This window comes from Billgrantia ethanolica (genome assembly GCF_021404305.1).
GTDB lineage: Bacteria > Pseudomonadota > Gammaproteobacteria > Pseudomonadales > Halomonadaceae > Halomonas > Halomonas ethanolica.
Genome location: NZ_JABFTX010000003.1, coordinates 203,729 through 222,863 on the forward strand (window position 1 = coordinate 203,729; position 19,135 = coordinate 222,863).

Annotated in this window: 15 protein-coding genes; 9 read left to right on the top strand and 6 right to left on the bottom strand. The window is 66.0% G+C overall.

The genetic code is table 11. The annotated features are described in order from the left end of the window. Window positions 1-162: 162 nt before the first annotated feature. The gene (locus HOP53_RS13945) at window positions 163-2,775 is read left to right on the top strand and encodes a putative bifunctional diguanylate cyclase/phosphodiesterase (protein WP_234270594.1); all 2,613 of its coding nucleotides are present in this window, start codon (window positions 163-165) and stop codon (window positions 2,773-2,775) included. 28 nt (window positions 2,776-2,803) lie between these two features. On the opposite strand, the gene mnmC is transcribed toward HOP53_RS13945, so the two are convergent. Next, window positions 2,804-4,813 carry a bifunctional tRNA (5-methylaminomethyl-2-thiouridine)(34)-methyltransferase MnmC2/FAD-dependent 5-carboxymethylaminomethyl-2-thiouridine(34) oxidoreductase MnmC1 gene (mnmC, locus tag HOP53_RS13950; RefSeq protein ID WP_267955377.1) on the bottom strand — a complete coding sequence of 670 codons (2,010 nt, stop codon included), beginning with the start codon at window positions 4,811-4,813 and terminating at the stop codon, window positions 2,804-2,806. A 196-nt stretch (window positions 4,814-5,009) separates the two neighbouring features. Next, complete coding sequence (locus HOP53_RS13955) at window positions 5,010-5,309, bottom strand: YciI family protein (protein WP_010630049.1); 300 nt, start codon at window positions 5,307-5,309, stop codon at window positions 5,010-5,012. Window positions 5,310-5,422: 113 nt separating this feature from the next. Between HOP53_RS13955 and HOP53_RS13960 the strand changes: the two genes are divergently transcribed. Both HOP53_RS13960 and HOP53_RS13965 read left to right on the top strand, forming a co-directional pair. Further along, window positions 5,423-6,349, top strand: coding sequence for a PHP domain-containing protein (locus tag HOP53_RS13960; RefSeq protein WP_422677614.1), 927 nt, complete (start codon window positions 5,423-5,425; stop codon window positions 6,347-6,349). Between the two features lie 36 nt (window positions 6,350-6,385). Next, complete coding sequence (locus tag HOP53_RS13965) at window positions 6,386-7,009, top strand: L-threonylcarbamoyladenylate synthase (RefSeq protein ID WP_010630046.1); 624 nt, start codon at window positions 6,386-6,388, stop codon at window positions 7,007-7,009. A 19-nt stretch (window positions 7,010-7,028) separates the two neighbouring features. Here the strand turns inward: HOP53_RS13965 and HOP53_RS13970 are convergent, their stop codons facing one another. Continuing rightward, on the bottom strand, window positions 7,029-7,895 hold the full coding sequence (locus HOP53_RS13970; RefSeq protein ID WP_026038314.1) for an ion transporter: 867 nt from the start codon (window positions 7,893-7,895) through the stop codon (window positions 7,029-7,031). A gap of 99 nt (window positions 7,896-7,994) precedes the next feature. Then, on the bottom strand, window positions 7,995-8,837 hold the full coding sequence (locus HOP53_RS13975) for a CYTH domain-containing protein (RefSeq protein ID WP_234270596.1): 843 nt from the start codon (window positions 8,835-8,837) through the stop codon (window positions 7,995-7,997). A 132-nt stretch (window positions 8,838-8,969) separates the two neighbouring features. On the opposite strand from HOP53_RS13975, the gene HOP53_RS13980 reads away from it, so the two are divergent. The 6 genes from HOP53_RS13980 (at window position 8,970) to glrR (ending at window position 16,871) form a co-directional block, all read left to right on the top strand. After that, window positions 8,970-9,650, top strand: coding sequence for a TIGR00153 family protein (locus tag HOP53_RS13980; RefSeq protein WP_234270597.1), 681 nt, complete (start codon window positions 8,970-8,972; stop codon window positions 9,648-9,650). A 65-nt stretch (window positions 9,651-9,715) separates the two neighbouring features. Next, the gene (locus tag HOP53_RS13985; RefSeq protein ID WP_234270598.1) at window positions 9,716-10,981 is read left to right on the top strand and encodes an inorganic phosphate transporter; all 1,266 of its coding nucleotides are present in this window, start codon (window positions 9,716-9,718) and stop codon (window positions 10,979-10,981) included. Between the two features lie 117 nt (window positions 10,982-11,098). Continuing rightward, complete coding sequence (gene argA, locus HOP53_RS13990; protein ID WP_234270599.1) at window positions 11,099-12,412, top strand: amino-acid N-acetyltransferase; 1,314 nt, start codon at window positions 11,099-11,101, stop codon at window positions 12,410-12,412. 897 nt (window positions 12,413-13,309) lie between these two features. Then, a complete protein-coding gene (locus HOP53_RS13995) occupies window positions 13,310-14,803 on the top strand; it encodes a sensor histidine kinase (RefSeq protein WP_234270600.1) in 1,494 nt (497 codons plus the stop codon). 71 nt (window positions 14,804-14,874) lie between these two features. Beyond that, entirely contained in the window at window positions 14,875-15,420 is a 546-nt protein-coding gene (locus tag HOP53_RS14000) for a hypothetical protein (protein WP_234270601.1), read from the top strand. A gap of 170 nt (window positions 15,421-15,590) precedes the next feature. Then, on the top strand, window positions 15,591-16,871 hold the full coding sequence (glrR, locus tag HOP53_RS14005; RefSeq protein ID WP_234271060.1) for a two-component system response regulator GlrR: 1,281 nt from the start codon (window positions 15,591-15,593) through the stop codon (window positions 16,869-16,871). 121 nt (window positions 16,872-16,992) lie between these two features. On the opposite strand, the gene xseA is transcribed toward glrR, so the two are convergent. Beyond that, entirely contained in the window at window positions 16,993-18,333 is a 1,341-nt protein-coding gene (gene xseA / locus HOP53_RS14010) for an exodeoxyribonuclease VII large subunit (RefSeq protein ID WP_234270602.1), read from the bottom strand. Between the two features lie 175 nt (window positions 18,334-18,508). Then, window positions 18,509-19,135 carry a PRC-barrel domain-containing protein gene (locus HOP53_RS14015; protein WP_234270603.1) on the bottom strand — a complete coding sequence of 209 codons (627 nt, stop codon included), beginning with the start codon at window positions 19,133-19,135 and terminating at the stop codon, window positions 18,509-18,511.

Consider the following 19,135-nt stretch of genomic DNA (forward strand, 5'->3'; position numbering starts at 1 on the left):
CAGGGTTCGACCATCGCCAGGTCAGGACAATCAGGGGAAGCTTGACGTGCGTCAAACTGTCCCATGCCCGATTAAGCAGAAAATACTCCTTCTATTCGTTCGTATCCGCCGGCGACTCAGGGTCGAGGCTCGGCATGGTCTGTCCTGTTAATAGAGATCGAAATGCTGACTCGTGCCCGCACCCTGTCTGCCTACCTCAAGACCCTGCAAGGGTTCGTGCTGGTGGCGCTTCTCTCCGCCTCGTTGACGGTCTTCATCGGGGTCACCCTGGCCTCCTCGCTGCTCTACGAGAACATCCTGGTGCGCCAGGCCGAGCAGACCTCGGAAACCCTGGCGCGGCAAAGCTATAGCGCCATGCAGCAGGTGATGCGCCAGGGTTGGAACCGGGAGCAGATGGAAACCTTCATCGAGGAGACCCGGTTGGCTCACGAAGCCTCCGGTTATCGCTTCACGTTCTACTGGGGTGAAGGGGTGGCAAAGCGCCACGGCGACATCGACCAGCCGGAGATGGACGTCGTCATTCGCTCAGCGCTGGCCGCTGGTGGCGAGCGGGTGTGGCGCGAGAACGGCACCGTGCGGCGCATCATGCCGTTGGTGTCCCGCGCCGAGTGCCTGGCCTGCGAGCAGTACGCGGAAGCCGGCGACGTGCTCGGCGTGATCGACATTCAGCACGATCTGGCACCGATCAGCCGCGAGATGCGCTTCAACTACCTGGCCATGTTCATCGTCGCCGCACTGATGGTCCTGATGCTGGCGCTGGGCATCTCGAAGCTGTTCGCCGAGCGTATCGAGGCCACTCTCCGGCAGTTTCGTCAGCGCCTGGCGGCGGTCAACTCCGTGGCCGACTTCCGCAACCTCAACCTCGGCGATAGCGACGTTGGCTTCCAGGAGCTCAACGACGCCATGCAGCAGGTGAACGCCCTGGTGGGCCGGCTACGCAACGTGGCGGTGGATAAGGACATTCTCGAGTTCGAGATTCGTCTGCTGAGCAAGTTCATCATCACCTCCGAAGTGGTGCGCGACTGGCGCGAGTTCATCAAGGAACTGCTGGCGGACATCAACACCATCATCCAGGCCCACACCCTGGTGACCATCTTCCAGGTGGAGGACGAGGGCTACGAGCTGGAGGTGTTCTGGTACCGCGAGGTGGCGCCGGAAACCCGGGCGACCTTCGAAGCGCTGCTGACCCAGCTGCTCGAGCGCAAGCACGAGGGGCAGCTCGCCTGCAGCATCCTCAAGGTCTCCCACCACACGGTGGTGAGCGCGGGCGAAAACGAGGCACTGGCCGATCTCACGCCGGAGGACATTCGCCTGCAGACCAAGTCGCTGCTGCTCGAGGCGCCCAAGATCGGCGGTATCGTCGGCATCGGCGTGCAGTCGGACCTGGCCCAGGATCCGATTCGCCACATCGTCATCGACGGCATCCTGTCGACGCTGCTCAACCTGGTGGGCTCGGTCAAGGCGATCTACAAGTACACCCAGGACCTGGAGTTCTACGCGACCCGCGATCCGCTGACCAACCTGCACAATCAGCGCATCTTCAAGGACATGCTGACCTACGAGGTGGGGCGGGCGACACGCCACCAGGATCACTTCAGCCTGCTGATGCTCGACCTGGACAACTTCAAGACGGTCAACGACCGGCACGGTCACGCCTTCGGCGATCAGTTCCTCCACGCCGTGGCCGATACCCTGAGTCACTCCATTCGGCCGGGGGATTTCCTGGCCCGCTACGGAGGCGACGAGTTCACCGTGATCCTGCCGCAAACCGAGGAGGAGCAGGCCTACTCGGTGGCGCTGCGCATTGCCGGCAACCTCTCCTCCCAGGTCCTCACCGCTCCCGACGGCAGCACGGTGCGGGCCACCACCTCGATCGGCATCGCCTGCTACCCCCACCACGCCGGCAACCCCCACGACCTCTTCCTGATGGCCGATAACATGATGTACAAGGCCAAGCGCAAGGGTAAGAACTGCGTGGCCCTGCCGGAGCAGGAGGAGGTGGCAGCGGTGTTCAAGGAGGTCGGCGAGAAGAACCAGATGGTGCTCAGCGCGCTGGAAGAGCAGCGCATCGTGCCGTACTTCCAGCCCATCGCCGACGTGCGCAGCGGCGAGGTGAACATCCACGAGCTGCTGATGCGCATACAGCTCGACGACCGCCTGGTACCGGCCGGTGAGTTCATCGACATCGCCGAGAGCATCGGCGTGATCCACAAGATGGACTACCAACTGATCGAGAAGGCTTTCGCCCAGGTCCGCGAGCAGGGCTACGAGGGCATGCTGTTCATCAATCTATCGCCCAAGTCGTTGATCATCGGCGAGTTCATCGGCCATATCCATCAACTGGCCATCGACTACGACATCCTGCCGGAGCGCATCGTCTTCGAGCTCACCGAGCGCGAGACGGTGAGCAACCTCAAGCTGCTGGAGAAGTTCGTGCTCGATCTCAAGATGGAGGGCTTCAACTTCGCCATCGACGACTTCGGCTCGGGCTACTCCTCGTTCCGCTATCTCAAGCAGTTCCCCATCGACGTGATCAAGATCGAAGGCGAATTCATCCGCAACATGCTCAACGACGAGAAGTACATGGCCTTCGTCAAGAGCATCGTGACCCTGGCCCAGAGCCTTGGCGTGAGCACCATTGCCGAGTACATCGAGGACGAAGAGGTGCTGGCCGCCGTCGAGGCGCTGGGCATCGACTTCGGCCAGGGCTACCACCTGGGGCGGCCGGGGCCGCACTTCGTGCGCCGCCGGCAGGCGCTGCTGGCCGCGGAGTAGACTTGCGCCCGGCCCGGCGAGCCGGCGGCTACTTGCCCTGGACCAGATCGCGGATGATCCGCCGTCCCGGGTGCAGGTGATCCACCAGCGGCCACTCCAGCGGCAGCGGCTCGTCGCACATGCGCGAGGCGAGCAGTTCGGCGCACAGCGGGGCGCTGGCCATGCCGCGGGAGCCGTGGGCGGCGCTGATCCATAGCCCCGCATGGTGGCGGCCGGGCACGTCGGGCACCCGGGTGGCGTCCTTGGCCAGGGTGGCGTAATCCTCGCGCCACGCCGCGGCGTCGGGCAGCGGGCCGCAGTAGGGCGACTTGTCGGGGCTGGCTGCGCGCACGCCCACGCGGCCGGTGAGGCGCTCGGGCGAAAGCTCGGCGCCGGCCTCGCGCAGCGCCGCCACGAAGTGCGGCAGCCCCCGCTCGAGCTCCGCCAGGTTGGCGGCGTGGTCGGACTCGCGCTCGGCCATGTCGGTGTCGCCGGGGCCAAAGGTGGCGCCGAAGTTGAGCACCCCATCGGCCGCCGGTGGCACGTAGCCGCCGGCGCATACCACCCGCCCCAGCGCCGGAGCGCCTTCGGGCAGTGTCAGCTGGCTGACCTGGCCGCGCACCGGCTGCAGCGGCAGCGCCGAGCTCTGGGCGAACCTGGCCGCCTCGCTGGCGGTGGCGATTACCACCTGATCGGCGTCGATGCGCTCGCCATCGGCCAGGGTCAGGGTCCAGCCGCTCTCGTTGCCATGCAGCGCGGTCACTTCACCGCGCCGGAAGCTGTTGCCGGGCGTGGCGGCCAGCCTCACGCATAGCTCCAGGGGCTTGACCCAGGCGGCGTCGGGATAGTCCAGCGCCGCTGCCTCGAGGCGGATGCCGGCGACGGCGCTGGCCCCTTCGGCGTCGAGCCCGCGCACCACGCTTGGCGGCAGCGGGTGGTTGGCCAGAAAGCGCGCCTGACGCGCGCGCTCCTTGTCATTCAGCGCCAGCTGCAGCACGCCGCTGGGCTGCCAGAGGGTCTGTTCCGGGTCGAGCTCGGCCAGCCAGCGGCGGCTGTGCAGCAGGCCGGCGAGGTAGGCGCGACTCTGCAGATTGGTCTCCACCGCGAGCTTGACGTAGAGCGCCCCCTGCAGGTGCGTGGTGCCCAGCTCGGCGCGGTCGAAGCGGTCGATCAGGGTGACCTCGATGCCACGCCGGGCCAGGGCGGCAGCAGTGCTGGCCCCGGCAATGCCGGCGCCGATCACCGCCACATGGCGCGGCGGGCGGGCAGGCGGCGGGCTGAACCAGGGCGTGTGGGCACGACGCTCGTCGGCGGGCGGTGCGGCGATCTCACCGGCGAGCATCTCGCGCTTGCGACCGAACCCCGGCACCTTGCGCCAGGCGAAGCCGGCGGCGGCCAGCCCTCGCTTGACCACACCGGCGCAGGTGAAGGTGGCGAAGCTCGCCCCCGGACGTGAGCGGGCAGCCATGGCGGCGAACAGCTCGGGGCGCCACATCTCCGGGTTCTTGGCCGGCGCGAAGCCGTCCAGGAGCCAGGCATCGACCTTGCCCTCGAGCAGGGCCAGGCGTTCGCTGGCATCGCCGAAGTGCAGGTCCAGCGTCACCCGTTCGTCGAGCCACAGCCGATGCACGCCGGACACCGCTTCGGGCCACTGGCGTACCAGCCGCTCGGCGCGCTCCGCCAGGTCCGGCCAGGCGGCAAGCGCACGTGCCAGGTCGTCGCGGCGCAGCGGGAAGCGTTCGGTGGAAATCAGGTGCAGGCGAGCCCCGGCCGGGGCATGGGCGTCGAAGCAGGCCCAGGCGCAGAGCATGTTGAGCCCGGTGCCGAAGCCGGTCTCGCCGATGGTGAAGGGGCGCCGCTCCTGCCAGGCGGCCAGGCGCCGCGGCAGGTTATTACCCTGAATGAAGACATGCTCGGTCTCCGCTCGGCCGTCGTGGCGCGAGAAGTAGACGTCGTCGAAGCAGGTCGAGAGCGGGGTGCTCTCGCCGTTCTCGTCATGCTGCCAGTCGAGACTGGCAGGCTCGAGCGCGGCCAGCGGCGGCAGCGAGGCATGGGGCAGGGACACGGACTTCTCCAGCGCGGCTCTCGGAACGAAAGCAGGAACTCTACACGAACAGGGCTGCTCAAAAATTGACCGTTGTCGCCGCGGCGGCGTGGCATGGCGTATCCGGAAAGCCATCCGCGGCGTTTCAACAGCGTTATCCACAGAAGCTGTGAGCAAAGTCTCTGTGGATAACCGGCAGGTCGAGGGCGGGTTAGGGGAGCACCTTCTTGAATGGCTTGACGGTCACCTTGGCGTAGACCCCGGCAATCATGTAGGGGTCGGCGTCGGCCCAGGCCTGAGCGGTCTCGAGGCTGTCGAACTCGGCCACCACCAGGCTGCCGGTGAAACCGGCTTCGCCGGGGTCCTCGGCGTCCACGGCGGGGTGCGGGCCGACCAGTACCAGGCGGCCTTCGTCGCGCAGCTTTTCCAGCCGGGCCAGGTGGTCGGGGCGGGCAGCCAGGCGTCGCTCCAGGCTGTTCTTCACGTCTTCACTGATGATTGCGTACAGCATCGCAGCGTTTCCTCGGTCGAGCGGTATCACCGCGGACTCCAACCGTGCGTTGACCGACCGTCGTCGGACGCGCACCATGGGCCATCATTTTGACAAAGTTGCCTGCCTGCGTCATGCCAATGCCCCACCTGCCCGAGCATTTTGCTGGCGACCCCGGTCCGCTCGGGGTCGATCTGCACATGCACTCCACTGCCTCGGACGGCGCCCTGGCCCCCGCCGACGTGGTCGCCCTGTGCGCCGAACGCGGCGTGATGCTGATGGCGCTGACCGATCACGACACCGTGGCCGGAGTGGGCGAGGCCGCCACGGCGGCCAAACGCCTCGGCGTATGTCTGCTGCCGGCGGTCGAGCTCTCCACCCGCTGGCAGGGAATCGGCATTCACGTGGTGGCGCTACTGCCCCAGGGTGCCCACGGCGCGCTGGCCGCAGGGCTCGATGCTCAGGCCGAGGCCCGCGATATCCGCGCGGCGGTCATCGCGCAGCGCATGGAGAAGCTGGGGCTCGACAACGCCTTGGCCCGCGCCCGCGAACAGGCCGGCCCCCACCGGCCGCTGGGGCGACCCGACTTTGCCCGCGCGCTGGTGGCGGCGGGCCTGGTGCCCGACGTGGCCACGGCCTTTCGCAAGCACCTGGGCAGCGGCAAGGCGGGTGACGTCAAGGCACACTGGCCGGCGCTGGATGAGGTGGTGGGCTGGGTGGTGGCCGCGAACGGCGTGGCGGTGCTGGCGCATCCGTTGCGCTACGGGCTGACCCGGCGCAAGCGCGGCCAGCTGCTGGACGACTTTGCCGCGGCGGGCGGGCAGGCGGCGGAGCTGATCAGCGGCTTTCAGAATGCCGACGTTACCCGCGATCTGGCACGCCAGTTGGCCGAGCGGGAGCTCTACGCCTCGCTGGGCAGCGATTTCCATTTCCCCGGCGGGCACCTGGCGCCGGGCAGCATGAGCCCGGTGCCGCGCACCGCCGTGCCGCCGGTATGGACGCATCCGCGGCTGGTCGGCTTCATTGCGAACTGCGACGAGCCGACCGCCAGCGCGCTATAGTGGGCAGCAAGAACCGACCACAGCAGGGAATCTTCCATGAGCCAGTTCTTCCAGATTCACCCCGAGAACCCGCAGAAGCGCCTGATCGATCAGGCGGTAGAGATCGTTCGCCAGGGCGGGGTGGTCGCCTATCCCACCGACTCCGGTTACGCCCTGGGCTGTCACCTGGGCGACAAGAAAGCGGTCGAGAGGATCAAGCGGCTGCGCTCGCTGGACGACAAGCACAACTTCACCCTGGTGTGCTCCGACCTCTCCGACATCGGCACCTACGCCAAGGTCGACAACAGCGTGTTCCGCCTGCTCAAGGCCAACACCCCGGGGGCCTACACCTTCATCCTCAATGCCACCTCCGAGGTGCCGCGTTTGTTGCTCCACCCCAAGCGGCGCTCCATCGGCGTGCGCGTACCCGATCACCGTATCACCCATGCGCTGCTGGAAGCCCTGGGCGAGCCGCTGATGAGCGTGACGCTGATCCCGGTGGGCGAGGAGCTGCCGATGACCGACCCGGAGGAGATCCGCGACCGCTACATGAACCAGCTCGACCTGATCATCGACGGCGGCGCCTGTCATCTCGAGCCCACCAGCGTGATCGACCTGCGCGAGCTGCCGCCCACCATCCTGCGCGAAGGCCGCGGCGACCTGGCGCCGTTTGAAGGTTGAGCCTCGGCGGTTCGAACCATCATTTCTCAGATGCCCGGTTGGGGTCGGCCGTTTCCTCGTCCAGCCAGGTGCCGCACTTGAGGCAGTAGCGTGCGCGTTTCTCGTGGCGGTCGTGGCCGCAGCCGGGGCAGGCCTGGTCGGAGTAGCGGTCGGCGCGGATCGAGCGGATCACCTCGGCGGAGAACACCCCCGTGGGTACGGCGATGATCGAGTAGCCGATCAGCATCACCAGGGTGGAGATCGCCTGACCGAGCGGCGTTACCGGCACGATGTCGCCATAGCCCACCGTGGTCAAGGTGACGATGGCCCAGTAGATCGACATGGGAATGCTGGTGAAGCCGGCCTCGTCGGGTTCGATCATGTAGACCAGCGCGGCGAACAGGGTGACCAGCAGAAACACCGTGAACAGGAACAGGAAGATCTGGTGCACGCTGTTCTTCAGCGCCTCCACCAGCAGGCGCCCCTCGCCGACGAACTGCATCAGGCGCAGCACGCGGAAGATGCGCAGCACGCGCAGCAGGCGCACGATCACCAGGGTCTGGGTACCGGGAATCAGCAGCATCAGCCAGGTCGGCAGGATGGCCACCACATCGATGATGCCGTAGAAGCTGCGCAGATAGCGCAGAGGCTTGTCGAGGATGTAGATGCGCACCAGCAACTCGATGGTGAAGATGAGGGTGAAGCCCCACTCCAGCCAATAGAAGAGCCCGCCATATACCGCCCCGAAGCGCTCGACGCTGTCCAGCATCACCACCAGCACGCTGGCCAGGATCATCACGATCAGGGCAATATCGAAGCCCTTGCCCAACGGCGTATCCGATTCGAAGATGATCTGAAACAGGCGAGTTCGCACGCCCTCCGCGGCCGGCCGGAACGGTTCGCTCATGCGCGCTCTCCCTGTTCTCGCTCCCTTTTCTCTTCCTTTTTCTCTTTCATGGCCTTCCTATGTTGCGCCGTACCAGTCGCTGCGGTCCCCGGGCTGCGGTCAGGCCGCGAGCCGGTGTGCCAGCCGCAGTGCCACGCGGCCAAAGCCCCGCTCGAGCCAGTCGGGGCGCTCCAGCAGGGTGGCCAGCTGCCCGGCTTCGTTCTCGCCGGTGTCGGCCAGTGCCTGGAGCGCCTCTGTGGCCGTGTGCTTCCACTCATCCTCGCCGGTGTCGTCGTAGGCGTCCAATGCCAGCAGGGCGCGATGCAGCCGCTCGTCGGGAGCGGTGCCGGTCGGCAGCGTCCAGCGGCCCGACAGCAGCGCGCTGCCGCGTACCGCCTTGCTGGCATCGGCGGGGCGCAGCGGTACGCTCTCGGCCAGGGCCTGCGCCAGGCGCCACAGCGCCTGAGGGTCGCCGTCCTTGAGTTCCAGTTCCAGCTCGCGGATCGGCACCCGCCGCCCGGCGGCACGTATCTCGCCCTGGTCCAGCGCCACCTCGATGGTGGCCTCGGCCAGCTCCAGGCGCCACAGGCGACGCTCGAAGTCGGTGGTGAAGCGCGGCTCGAGCCGCTCCAAGATATCGCCGCCCAGCTCGGCGAAGGGCGGCAGCCCGGCCAGCCCGACCAGATCGAGCGCGTCACCCGCTACCGGCCACTCCCACTCCCGGCGCCGGCTGAACCCTCCGCTGCCTTCGCCGCTGGTCTTCAGGGTCTGCACCCAGCTGTCGTTACACCGGCGCAGGCGCAGCGCCACCCGCGCCGCCTCCAGCTCACCCGCCGGGGTATCGTAGTAGGTGTTGGCCAGGCGCTGGGCGCCGTCCACGCCGTTGCGCAACAGCGGGTGCGTCAGCAGCAGCTGCGGCCCTGTCTCGCCCAGTGCCAGCTTCATCTCGATCTCGTGACTCATGCGTTTTCCTGCTCTTGGGTGCGCAGCGTGGCCCGTATGCGACGGGCATATCGTGTGTCGGAAATATTTCCATGACGTGACAGGGTGCCATTCTTTATACTGGCGCCGCCATTTCACAAGCGCATCCTAGACATGGTCAAACCCAACCCGTTTTCGGCGATGTTCGGCCGTTCGCCGTTCCAGCCCCTGCTGGCTCATATCGGCAAGGCCAACGAGTGTGCCGACCAGTTGCTGCCGTTCTTCGAGGCCTCGCTCACGGGCGACTGGGAAGAGGCCGCCAAGATCCGCGAGACCATCACCGAGCTGGAGCACGAGGCCGACCGCCTCAAGACCGAGCTGCGGCTCAACCTGCCCAACACCATGTTCCTGCCCGTTTCCCGCACCGACCTGCTCGATCTGATCACCGTACAGGACAAGATCGCCAACAAGGTGCGCGACATCACCGGCATCATGCTGGGGCGCCGCATGCAGGTACCCGCCGAACTGGCCCAGCCCATGCGCGACTACATGCAGACGGCGGTCGCCTGCGTCGCTCAGGCACGCCAGGCCCTCGAGGAGCTCCAGGATCTGCTCGAGTCGGGCTTCGGCCGCCATGCTTCCGACGTGATGCTCAACATGATCCGCGAGCTGCACATTCTCGAGCAGCAGGCCGACAACCAGCAGATCTCCATTCGCCGGTTGCTGTTCGACCTCGAGGATCGACTCAAGCCGGTGGATGTGGTCTTCCTCTACAAGATCATCGATTGGGTCGGGGAGCTCTCCGACCGTGCCGAACGCGTCGGCAGCCGCCTGCAGATTCTCACTGCCCGGTAGGACACCGCCCGGCGATCCCGGCACGGTGTGCCCCTAACCCGACAGCCACATAGGAACCAACCCCTATGTCGATCATTGCGCAGCACGGTGAAATCTTCATCATCCTGGCCTGCCTCTTCGGCTTCTTCATGGCCTGGGGCGTCGGCGCCAACGACGTCGCCAACGCCATGGGTACCTCGGTGGGCTCCAAGGCCATCACCATCCGTCAGGCGATCGTCATCGCCGTCATCTTCGAATTCCTCGGTGCCTGGCTGGCCGGCGGCGAGGTCACCGCGACCATTCGCGGCGGCATCGTCGACCCGGTACTGCTGCAGGCCAACCCGGAGCTGCTCGTCTACGGCATGCTCTCGGCGCTGCTGGCCGCCGCGCTGTGGCTGCTGATCGCCTCGGCCAAGGGCTGGCCGGTCTCCACCACCCACTCCATCGTCGGTGCCATCGTCGGCTTCGGCGCGGTGGGGCTGGGCATGGAAGCCGTGGCCTGGAATCGGGTCGGTACCATCGCCTCGAGCTGGGTCGTCTCGCCGCTGCTGGCGGGCGCCATTGCCTTCCTGCTGTTCAAGTCGGTGCAGCACCTGATCTTCGAGGCCAAGGATCCCTTCGCCGCGGCCAAGCGCACCGTGCCGTTCTACATCTTCCTGGTCGGCTTCATCGTCTCCATGGTCACCCTGACCAAGGGCCTGACCCATGTGGGTCTCGATTTCACCTTCGGCCAGAGCTTCATGCTCTCGGTGCTGCTGGGTATCGGCATCATGGGCATCGGCATCGTCATGGAGAACCGCGTGAAGCATGAGCGGCGCATCGGCGATCAGTTCGGCTACGGCAACGTCGAGCGTGTATTCGGCGTGCTGATGATCTTCACCGCCTGTGCCATGGCCTTCGCCCACGGCTCCAACGACGTGGCCAACGCCGTCGGCCCACTGGCGGCGGTGATCAGCGTGGTACGCAGCGACGGCGTGATCGACACCGCCGCGCTGGTGCCCTGGTGGGTGCTCATCCTCGGCGGCGGCGGCATCGTCGCGGGGTTGGTCACCTACGGCCACAAGGTGATCGCCACCGTGGGCACCGGCATCACCGAGCTGACTCCCAGCCGCGGCTTCGCCGCCACCCTGGCCGCTGCCACCACCGTGGTGCTGGCCTCGGGCACGGGGCTGCCGATCTCCACCACTCACACCCTGGTCGGAGCGGTGCTCGGCGTGGGGCTGGCCCGCGGCATGGCGGCGCTCAACCTGCGCGTAATCGGCACCATCGTGATGTCGTGGCTGATCACCCTGCCGGCCGGGGCGGGCCTGGCGATCATGTTCTTCTTCATGTTCAAGGGTATTTTCGGCTAAATACGGATGCGGTAAGGTCCCTAAGACGGCGGCACCGCAGTGGTGCCGCCGTTTTCGTCGCTCTGATATAGTCAATGACGATACACCCCTCTTTTCACCTGCTGCCGGAGAGCGGCCTTGGACACTCGTTTCCCCTTCGTCGACTGGTTCCGCAATTCCTCCCCCTATATCAATGCGCATCGGGGCCGAACCTTCGTGATCCTGATCGAGGGCGAGGCCATGGCGCGAGGCCGAGGCGAGCAACTGATCCAGGACCTGGCGCTGCTGCACACCCTCGGCGTGCGGCTGGTGGTGGTGTTCGGCATTCGCCCCCAGGTGGAGCAGGCGCTAAACGAGGCGGGTATCGTGCCGCGCCGCCATGACGGACGCTGGGTCGCCGACGAATCCATCATGGCCTGTGTCGAACGGGTTGCCGCCGAGCAGCGGCTGTGGCTGGAGGCGCGGCTGTCGCTGGGCCTGCCCAATACGCCGCTGCACGGGGTCGAGCTTACCGCCGTCTCGGGCAATCTGGTGATGGCCAAGCCGCTGGGCGTGCGCGAAGGCATCGATTACGACCACAGCGGCGAGGTGCGCCGGGTGCGGGTCTCGGCGGTACAGGGGTTGCTCGACCGCGGCTCGCTGGTGCTGCTGCCGCCGCTGGGCTTTTCCAGCACCGGTGAAGTGTTCGATCTGGATGCCGCCGAAGTGGCCCAGCATGCGGCCATGGCGCTGGCTGCCGACAAGCTGATCCTGATGGGCGAGGCACCCGGGCTGTATGACGAGAACGGCGCCCTGCAACGTCAGCTCAGCCCCGACGAGGCCGAGCCGCTGCTGAGCCATTCCGAGCCGGGTAGCGAGCAGGCGCGCCATATCGCCGCTGCCTGTGCCGCGGCACGCCACGGCGTGGCACGTACGCACTTGCTCTCATGGCACGACCATGACGCCCTGCTCGGCGAGCTGTTCACCCGCGACGGGGTGGGCACCATGATCACCCGGCACCGCTACGAGCAGCTGCGGCCGGCGGAGCTGGGCGACATCGGCGGCCTGTTGGAACTGCTCGAGCCGCTGGAGCGGCGGGGCATGCTGGTACCGCGTTCGCGGGAGCGCCTCGAACACGAGATCGACGACTATCTGGTGATCGAGCGCGACGGCATGGTCATCGGCTGCGCGGCGCTGCACCGCTTCGCCGAGGCCGATATGGGCGAGCTGGCCTGCCTGGCGATCCATGTCGGCTACCGCGGCGGTGCGCGCGGCTCGCTGCTGCTGTCGGGTATCGAGCGGCGAGCGCGCCGGCTGGGGTTGGCGTCGCTGTTCGTGCTCACTACCCACACTGCCCACTGGTTCGTCGAGCACGGCTTCAGGCCCTCGGACATCGAGTCGCTGCCGCCGCTCAAGCGCGATACCTACAACCACGCGCGTAAGTCGAAGATACTCGTCAAGCCGTTGGTGTGAGTTTTTCGGCACACTCTGCGAAAGCCCTGAAACAGCCCCTGCCGCCGCCTGGATTCAGCCTTCCGGGCGGCGGCTGTCGCTTTGTGGCAACGTCATCGAGAATCTTGTCTCAAAAAGGCTACGCTATAACCCCATGTTTTTAAATTATTTTAGTAGTGTCGTGTGAATTGATGTCGCCAAATGGTGACGAAATGCAGGCCTGCCGGGCCGGGTTTTCCCTGTTTTTCCCGTCGAGTGGCAGCGTGCCAACTTTTTAAGATTCCTAAGTTTATGAAAAATATGAAGTAACGTGTTTTTTGGCACGCTACTGGCAATACTTAGGGTGAGCAACGAAGAAGTGATTCAAACGGCTCGAATCACTTCGGATCGTCGAGAGGCTCGGGGAACCACCACCCCCCCATGCCCTGTGCTACCCGGGCATCGAGACGCTCAGCGTTCGCTCCGCGATGTGTAACTTAGGTTGCGATGAGACGGGTACCGCCGATAGGCAAGGAAAGGTACCAGAAGGGCAAGGATGCCCCGGCAAGGATGCCTCATCCCCCTCGGGGGATCGAATTTCGGGCCAGCGCCAGCGAGAGATCTCGCGGCGGTGGCGCCAAGGATCGAAGCAGAGCGGTTCGCCGCTCGCCCACTCCGGCAGCTCCTGGTGGCATTAGGGCCGGTGCGGAGCTTCGGGACCCTCGGGTCCGCTGAAAGTATGGGTCATGGTTCGACCAGGCGATCGATGCCCATATTTTCAACCCCTTCAGTTCCCTGCGTACTTGGGCCGGCACTTGCCGGCCTCTTTTTTTTCGCAGCGACTTGGTCTGGGGCGGAAGTCAGGCGCGTAACTCTGTTATCCTCTTTCAGGAACGTACCATGGTGGTTTCTTACCCTCTCCTGAATAGAACATTGGTCATGACCAAACGGGTCTCGCGCCGCTGGCGTCCTCGCTCATTGCTGCAGCTCGTACTGCTGGCATTTCTCGTGGTGATGCTGCCGCTGGGAGTGCTGATGTACCAGGCTGGCCAGGCACTTTCCGAGCTTTCCCATCTGGCCGACGTGAGCGCGCGTCAGGCCGTCGAGGAGAGCCGTCGTGCCCGCGTGCTGAGCAACCTCGCCGTGGAAATGGAGCGCAGTGCCCGTCAGTATGCGGTGCTGGAGCAGGAGAGCCTGCTCGATCTCTATGCCGAGCGTCATGCCGAATTCACCGAACTGCTGGCCCAGCAGCGCCGCTTCCTGCCCGACGATCATGATGTCCAGGCGCTGGACGAGCAATTGGTGCTTCTCTCGCAGTTGCCCGAGCTGGAACCCGAGGCGCTGGAGGTATGGCTGGCACTGTTCGTACCTTTTGCCGAGCACACCGAGGCAATGCGTCGGGCCACCAGCCAGCAGATCGATGCCAGCATCGAAATCATCAGCGCCCGGGCCGAGGCGGTGCAGTCGCGCCTGTGGCTGCAGACCACGGCGCTGGTATCCGTCAGCCTGCTGCTCATCCTGCTGTTCAGCTGGCTGATCATTCGTCCGGTGCGCCAGCTCGAGCGTCGCATTCTCAGTATCGGCAGCGGCGTGGAGACCAACGACCGCGACAACATCCAGGGCCCAGCCGAGCTGGTTCAGCTCGGCGACCGGCTCGACTGGCTGTCGACCCGGCTCAGCGATCTCGAGGCTCAGAAACAGCAGTTCCTGCGCCACATGTCCCATGAGCTCAAGACACCGCTGGCCAGCGTACGTGAAGGTTCGGCGCTGCTGGCCGACGGCGTGGCCGGCGAGGTCACGCCGCGCCAGCGCGAGATCCTCACACTGATCGATTCCAGCGGCCGTGAACTGCAGCGGCTGATCGAGCAGCTGCTCGACTACAACCTGCTGCAGCACAACCAGCGCATCACCCTCGAACGGGTGGATCTGGCCACCTTGGTCAAGACCGTACTGGCCAAGCACCGCCTGGCGCTCGAACACAAGGCCATGCGGGTGACCGCCTTCGATGGCCCCATGGACTGGGTGGTGGATCGTACCGCCATGGGGCGTATTCTCGACAACCTGGTTTCCAACGCCATCGCCTACGGCGAGGATGGCGGTGAGCTGATGATCCGGGCTCATGCCGGGCGCGACCACCTGTTCCTCGATGTGGCCAATACCGGCGAGCCGATATCCGAGCAGGACCGCCCGCGGCTGTTCGAGCCCTTCTACCAGGGGCGCTCGCGGCGCAAGGGGCCGCTCAAGGGTTCCGGCATCGGGCTCTCGGTGGCGGCTGACTGCGCGCGCATCCAGAGCGGCGGTCTGGCACTGGTCGAGGACCGTGAGTTTGACGTATGTTTTCGCCTGACCCTGCCGTGGCAGGCAATACCCCTGACACAAGAAAAAACGGAGCCCGTAGCAGTGGGCATACACGCAAGGAGCGAGGAACGATGAAGGGCATTGAAACCTTCGGTACGAGAGTACCAGGTGCAATAACCAGACGCGCAAGTGCAAGAACCGGACAGATGAGAAAAGGTGTTGTGGTGGGTGGTTTGGCAGCTCTGCTGAGCGGCTGCGAACTGTTGCCGGAGCACGCCATGCTGGGTACGGAACCCGAAGAGCCAGCGGAAGCGACGGCCTGCACCGCACAGCCCACTTTTGCCGACGAGGCCTGCCTGCTGCACAACTGGGTGGCCTTCGGCTTGGCCTCGCAGCGGGGCGACAACGCATGGCGCAATCAGGCCATGACGGAGATCGAATCCGCAGCCGGCAGAAGCGAAGCCGAACGCGAGTTGGCGCGTGCCGTGACCCTGGCTTGGGGCAGCGAGCGCGAGTGGCGCGAGGCGGCAACGATCTATCAGGAATACACCGCTGCCGCACCGGAAGAACTGCAACCGCTGCTGCGCTACTGGCGCAACGAGCTCGAGGGTCGGCGTTCGCTGGCCGGCCACCGGGACAACGCCCGGGGGCAACTGGCGAACCTGCAGCGCGAGAATGCCGAGCTCTCCGAAAAGCTCGAGGCGCTCACTGCCATCGAGCAGAACATGAACTTGAGACAACAATCGCCCTGAGCGCTTTTTTTGGGCGATAAGGGAGAACAGACGTGATGGAAGCGGCTCGATTGTCCGATACGCGCAAGAGTGAGGCTCGCAGGTCAGCGGCACGTACCTCGGGTGCGAAGGCATCCACTGCCCACGTACTGCTGGTCGATGACGACATTAGCCTGTTGCGTCTGCTGGGGATGCGCCTGGAAAGCCGTGGCTATCGGGTTACCACGGCGGAGAGTGGGCCCGAGGCGTTGCGCAAGCTGGAAGCCGAGCGTCCCGACATCGTGCTCTCCGACCTGCGCATGGACGAGATGGACGGCATGGCGCTGTTCCAGGCGATCCAGCGTGAGGTGCCGGGACTGCCGGTGATCATCCTGACCGCCCATGGCTCCATCCCCGACGCCGTGAACGCCACCCAGCAGGGAGTGTTCAGCTTCCTCACCAAGCCGGTGGACCGCGACCAGCTGTTCAGCGCCATCGAAGAGGCCCTGGCCCACACCCCGGCCGGCAGCAGTGCGGAAAGCGAGAACTGGCGAGCCAGCATCATCACCCGCAGCCCGGAGATGGAGCGGGTGCTGGAGCAGGCGCGCATGGTGGCCTCTTCCGACGTCAGCGTGCTGATCACCGGGCCTTCCGGTTCGGGCAAGGAGCTGCTGGCGCGGGCCATTCACGACGCCAGCCCGCGGGCCAGCAAGCCGTTCGTGGCGATCAACTGCGGCGCGCTGCCCGAGCAGCTGCTGGAGAGCGAGCTGTTCGGCCACGCCAAGGGCGCCTTCACCGGCGCGGTGAGCGACCACAAGGGCCTGTTCCAGGCCGCCGAGGGCGGCACCCTGTTCCTCGACGAGATCGGCGACATGCCGCTGCCGCTGCAGGTCAAGCTGCTGCGCGCACTGCAGGAGCGCCAGATTCGCCCGCTGGGCTCGACCCAGTCGATCCCGGTAAACGTGCGCATTCTCTCCGCCACCCACCGCGATCTGAGCCAGGCCATGCATCAGGGCGAGTTCCGCGAGGACTTCTTCTATCGCCTCAACGTGGTCAACCTCAAGCTGCCGGCGCTGAAGGATCGTGCCGAAGACGTGCCGCTGCTGGCGCGTCATCTGGTGGCCCTGGCGGCCGAGCGGCACAAGCCGTTCGTCAAGGGGTTTTCGCCGGAAGCGCTCAACCTGCTGGCCACCAGTGCCTGGCCGGGCAACGTGCGCCAACTGGTCAACGTGGTGGAGCAGTGCGTGGCGCTGACCCGCTCACCGATGATCCCTGAGGCCCTGGTCGCCCAGGCGCTGGCCGCCGAAGACAGCGCGCTGCCGACTTTCAACGACGCCCGCGCCGGGTTCGAGCGCAGCTACCTGGTCAAGGTACTCAAGATCACCGAGGGCAACGTGACCCAGGCGGCACGCATCGCCGGGCGCAACCGCACCGACTTCTACAAACTGCTGGCACGCCACGAGCTCGAACCGAGCACCTTCAAGCCCGAGTGAAGCCGGTCTCGAAACCTGACTTCGATACTTGAATGAAAGCGCCCGACGCCTGCCGCGTCGGGCGCTTTCGTCAGTTTTTCGGCAGTCAGCTTTCGTCAGCTCTCTTCTTCAGCTCTCTTCTTTACTTCAGGCGCCGCTTCACTTCCACCTGCAAGCGGCCTTCGCCCAGGCGTGCGGTCAGCGCCTGGCCGGGCTGGGTATCGCCGGCCCGCCGTACCACCTGACCCTGTTCGTCCTGCAAAATGGCGTAGCCACGCCCCAGCACCGCCAGTGGGCTCACTGCCTGTAACTGACGCGCCAGGCCGGCCAGCCGCTCGCGCTGGCGCGCCACTTCGCGCTGCATGGCCTGTTCGAGACGGCTCTGGGCACGATTGAGGCGCTGCTCGCCGCGTGCCAGCTCACGCTGGGGGTGGCAGGCGCTGAGCCGTCGCTGCAGATGGGCCAACTGGCGCCGCTCGGTGGCCAGGCGAACCTGCAGCGCACGCCGCAGGCGGGCATCCAGCTCCATCAGGGTGCGCCGCTTCTGGCCCAGCACCTCGCCGGGGTGGCGCAGGCGCGCACGTAGATGATCGAGGCGCTGGCCTTCCCGCTCCAGTCGCGCCTGCATGGCGCGTTGCAGCTGGCGCTCCAGCCCGGTCAGGCGGCGTGCCAGCTCACGGCGGTCCGGCACCAGCATCTCGGCGGCGGCGGAAGGGGTGGGGGCGCGCACGTCGGCGGCAAGATCCGAAAGGGTGGTATCGACCTCGTGACCCACCGCCGACATCACCGGCAGGCGCGAGTGGAAGATCGCCCGCGCCAGATGTTCGTCGTTGAACGCCCAAAGATCCTCCAGGCTGCCGCCACCTCGGGTGATCAGGATAACGTCCTGGTTCGGATCGAGCGCCTGCTGGCGGTTGAGCAGCCCCAGAGCGGCGATCAGTGCTGGCGCCGCCTCGCGACCCTGCACCGGCACCGCGATCAAGGTGACCTTGGCCTGCGGCCAGCGCGCCTGGAGTACCGCCAGCACGTCGCGGATGGCGGCGCCGGTGGGTGAGGTCAGCACCAGCAGATGCCGCGGCGGGCAGGGCAGGGGGCGGGCGTTGGCGAACACCCCCTCGGCGGCCAGACGCTGCTTGAGCCGCTCCAGGGCCAGCAGCAGCTCGCCTTCGCCGGCCTGCTGCACCGCTTCGGCAATCAGCTGATAGTCGCCGCGGGGCTCGAACAGCGACACCCGGCCGCGCACCCGTACCCGGTCGCCGTCGCGCATGGGGGCGGCGACGAATCGGGCGCGGTTGCGGAACAGCGCGCAGCGCAGCTGGGCCGAGCTGTCCTTGAGGGTGAAGTAGACATGCCCCGAAGCCGGGCGCGACACGCCGGAAAGCTCGCCCTCGACCCACACTTCGCCAATACCCTGCTCGAGCAGCGCGCGAGCGCGTCGATTCACTTCGCTGACGGAAAGGGCGTTATCGGTAGGCGGGGTCATGAGCCGGCGTTTCCTGAGCCAAGGGATGAGCCACCAAGGCTAGCACGGGGCTGCCACGTTGGCATGGCCGGCAAACGAGTCGTGGGCACACAAAAAAGCGCCGGGCGAGCCCGGCGCAAGTTGCGTCATGGGAGGGGTATTTCGTTCAAACAAGACGTGATCTAGCAGCGACGTATCAATCGAAATCGTCTTCGATATCCTCGTCGGTGTATTCGGCATCGTCGCCGTTGTCGTCTACACCATCGGTGGCGCCTACGGTGTCGCCGTCAGCTTCACCATCACGGAAGGCAGTGTCGCCATCGTCGCCTACGGCGCCGGTGCCGGCAGTACCGGTGGTCTGCCATGCGCCTTCCTGGTCACCACGCTCGTCGGCACGGCGGTCGCGCTCATCGTCGAACCACTGCTCGTCGTACTCGGGGAAGTTCTCGAGCTCGTCCTCGGTGGCGTCGACCAGGATGCGGTGGGTCACCTGATCCTGACCGAAGATACCGTCGTCGTTGCGATCGGTTTCCATGGTGAAGTGCTCGATGCCGACCACCACGTCATCGCCGCCCATGCCCCACAGGCCGCCGGCGTTGACGATCACGGCGCTGACCTGACCTTCGTCATCCAGCAGGATGTTCTCGACGTTGCCGACTTCCTCATCGGGGTCATCGGCGTGATAGACATCGGCACCGATGATGTCATTCGCGGAATAGAGGCCCTGCGCCGCTTGCGGGTCGTCCTGTGCAACGGCTTGGTTTCCGAAGGCGAGGCCACCGGCGATGGCCGCTACTGCGATAGTCAGTGCACGCTTCTGCAT

Excerpts from the sequence above, each read along its gene's own strand:
- HOP53_RS13945 (WP_234270594.1), top strand. The coding sequence starts at position 163 with ATGCTGACTCGTGCCCGCACCCTGTCTGCCTACCTCAAGACCCTGCAA.
- HOP53_RS13955 (WP_010630049.1), bottom strand. The coding sequence starts at position 5,309 with ATGCTGTACGCAATCATCAGTGAAGACGTGAAGAACAGCCTGGAGCGA.
- HOP53_RS13960 (WP_422677614.1), top strand. The coding sequence starts at position 5,423 with ATGCCAATGCCCCACCTGCCCGAGCATTTTGCTGGCGACCCCGGTCCG.
- HOP53_RS13965 (WP_010630046.1), top strand. The coding sequence starts at position 6,386 with ATGAGCCAGTTCTTCCAGATTCACCCCGAGAACCCGCAGAAGCGCCTG.
- HOP53_RS13970 (WP_026038314.1), bottom strand. The coding sequence starts at position 7,895 with ATGAGCGAACCGTTCCGGCCGGCCGCGGAGGGCGTGCGAACTCGCCTG.
- HOP53_RS13975 (WP_234270596.1), bottom strand. The coding sequence starts at position 8,837 with ATGAGTCACGAGATCGAGATGAAGCTGGCACTGGGCGAGACAGGGCCG.
- HOP53_RS13980 (WP_234270597.1), top strand. The coding sequence starts at position 8,970 with ATGGTCAAACCCAACCCGTTTTCGGCGATGTTCGGCCGTTCGCCGTTC.
- HOP53_RS13985 (WP_234270598.1), top strand. The coding sequence starts at position 9,716 with ATGTCGATCATTGCGCAGCACGGTGAAATCTTCATCATCCTGGCCTGC.
- HOP53_RS13995 (WP_234270600.1), top strand. The coding sequence starts at position 13,310 with ATGACCAAACGGGTCTCGCGCCGCTGGCGTCCTCGCTCATTGCTGCAG.
- HOP53_RS14000 (WP_234270601.1), top strand. The coding sequence starts at position 14,875 with ATGAGAAAAGGTGTTGTGGTGGGTGGTTTGGCAGCTCTGCTGAGCGGC.
- glrR (WP_234271060.1), top strand. The coding sequence starts at position 15,591 with ATGCGCCTGGAAAGCCGTGGCTATCGGGTTACCACGGCGGAGAGTGGG.
- xseA (WP_234270602.1), bottom strand. The coding sequence starts at position 18,333 with ATGACCCCGCCTACCGATAACGCCCTTTCCGTCAGCGAAGTGAATCGA.
- HOP53_RS14015 (WP_234270603.1), bottom strand. The coding sequence starts at position 19,135 with ATGCAGAAGCGTGCACTGACTATCGCAGTAGCGGCCATCGCCGGTGGC.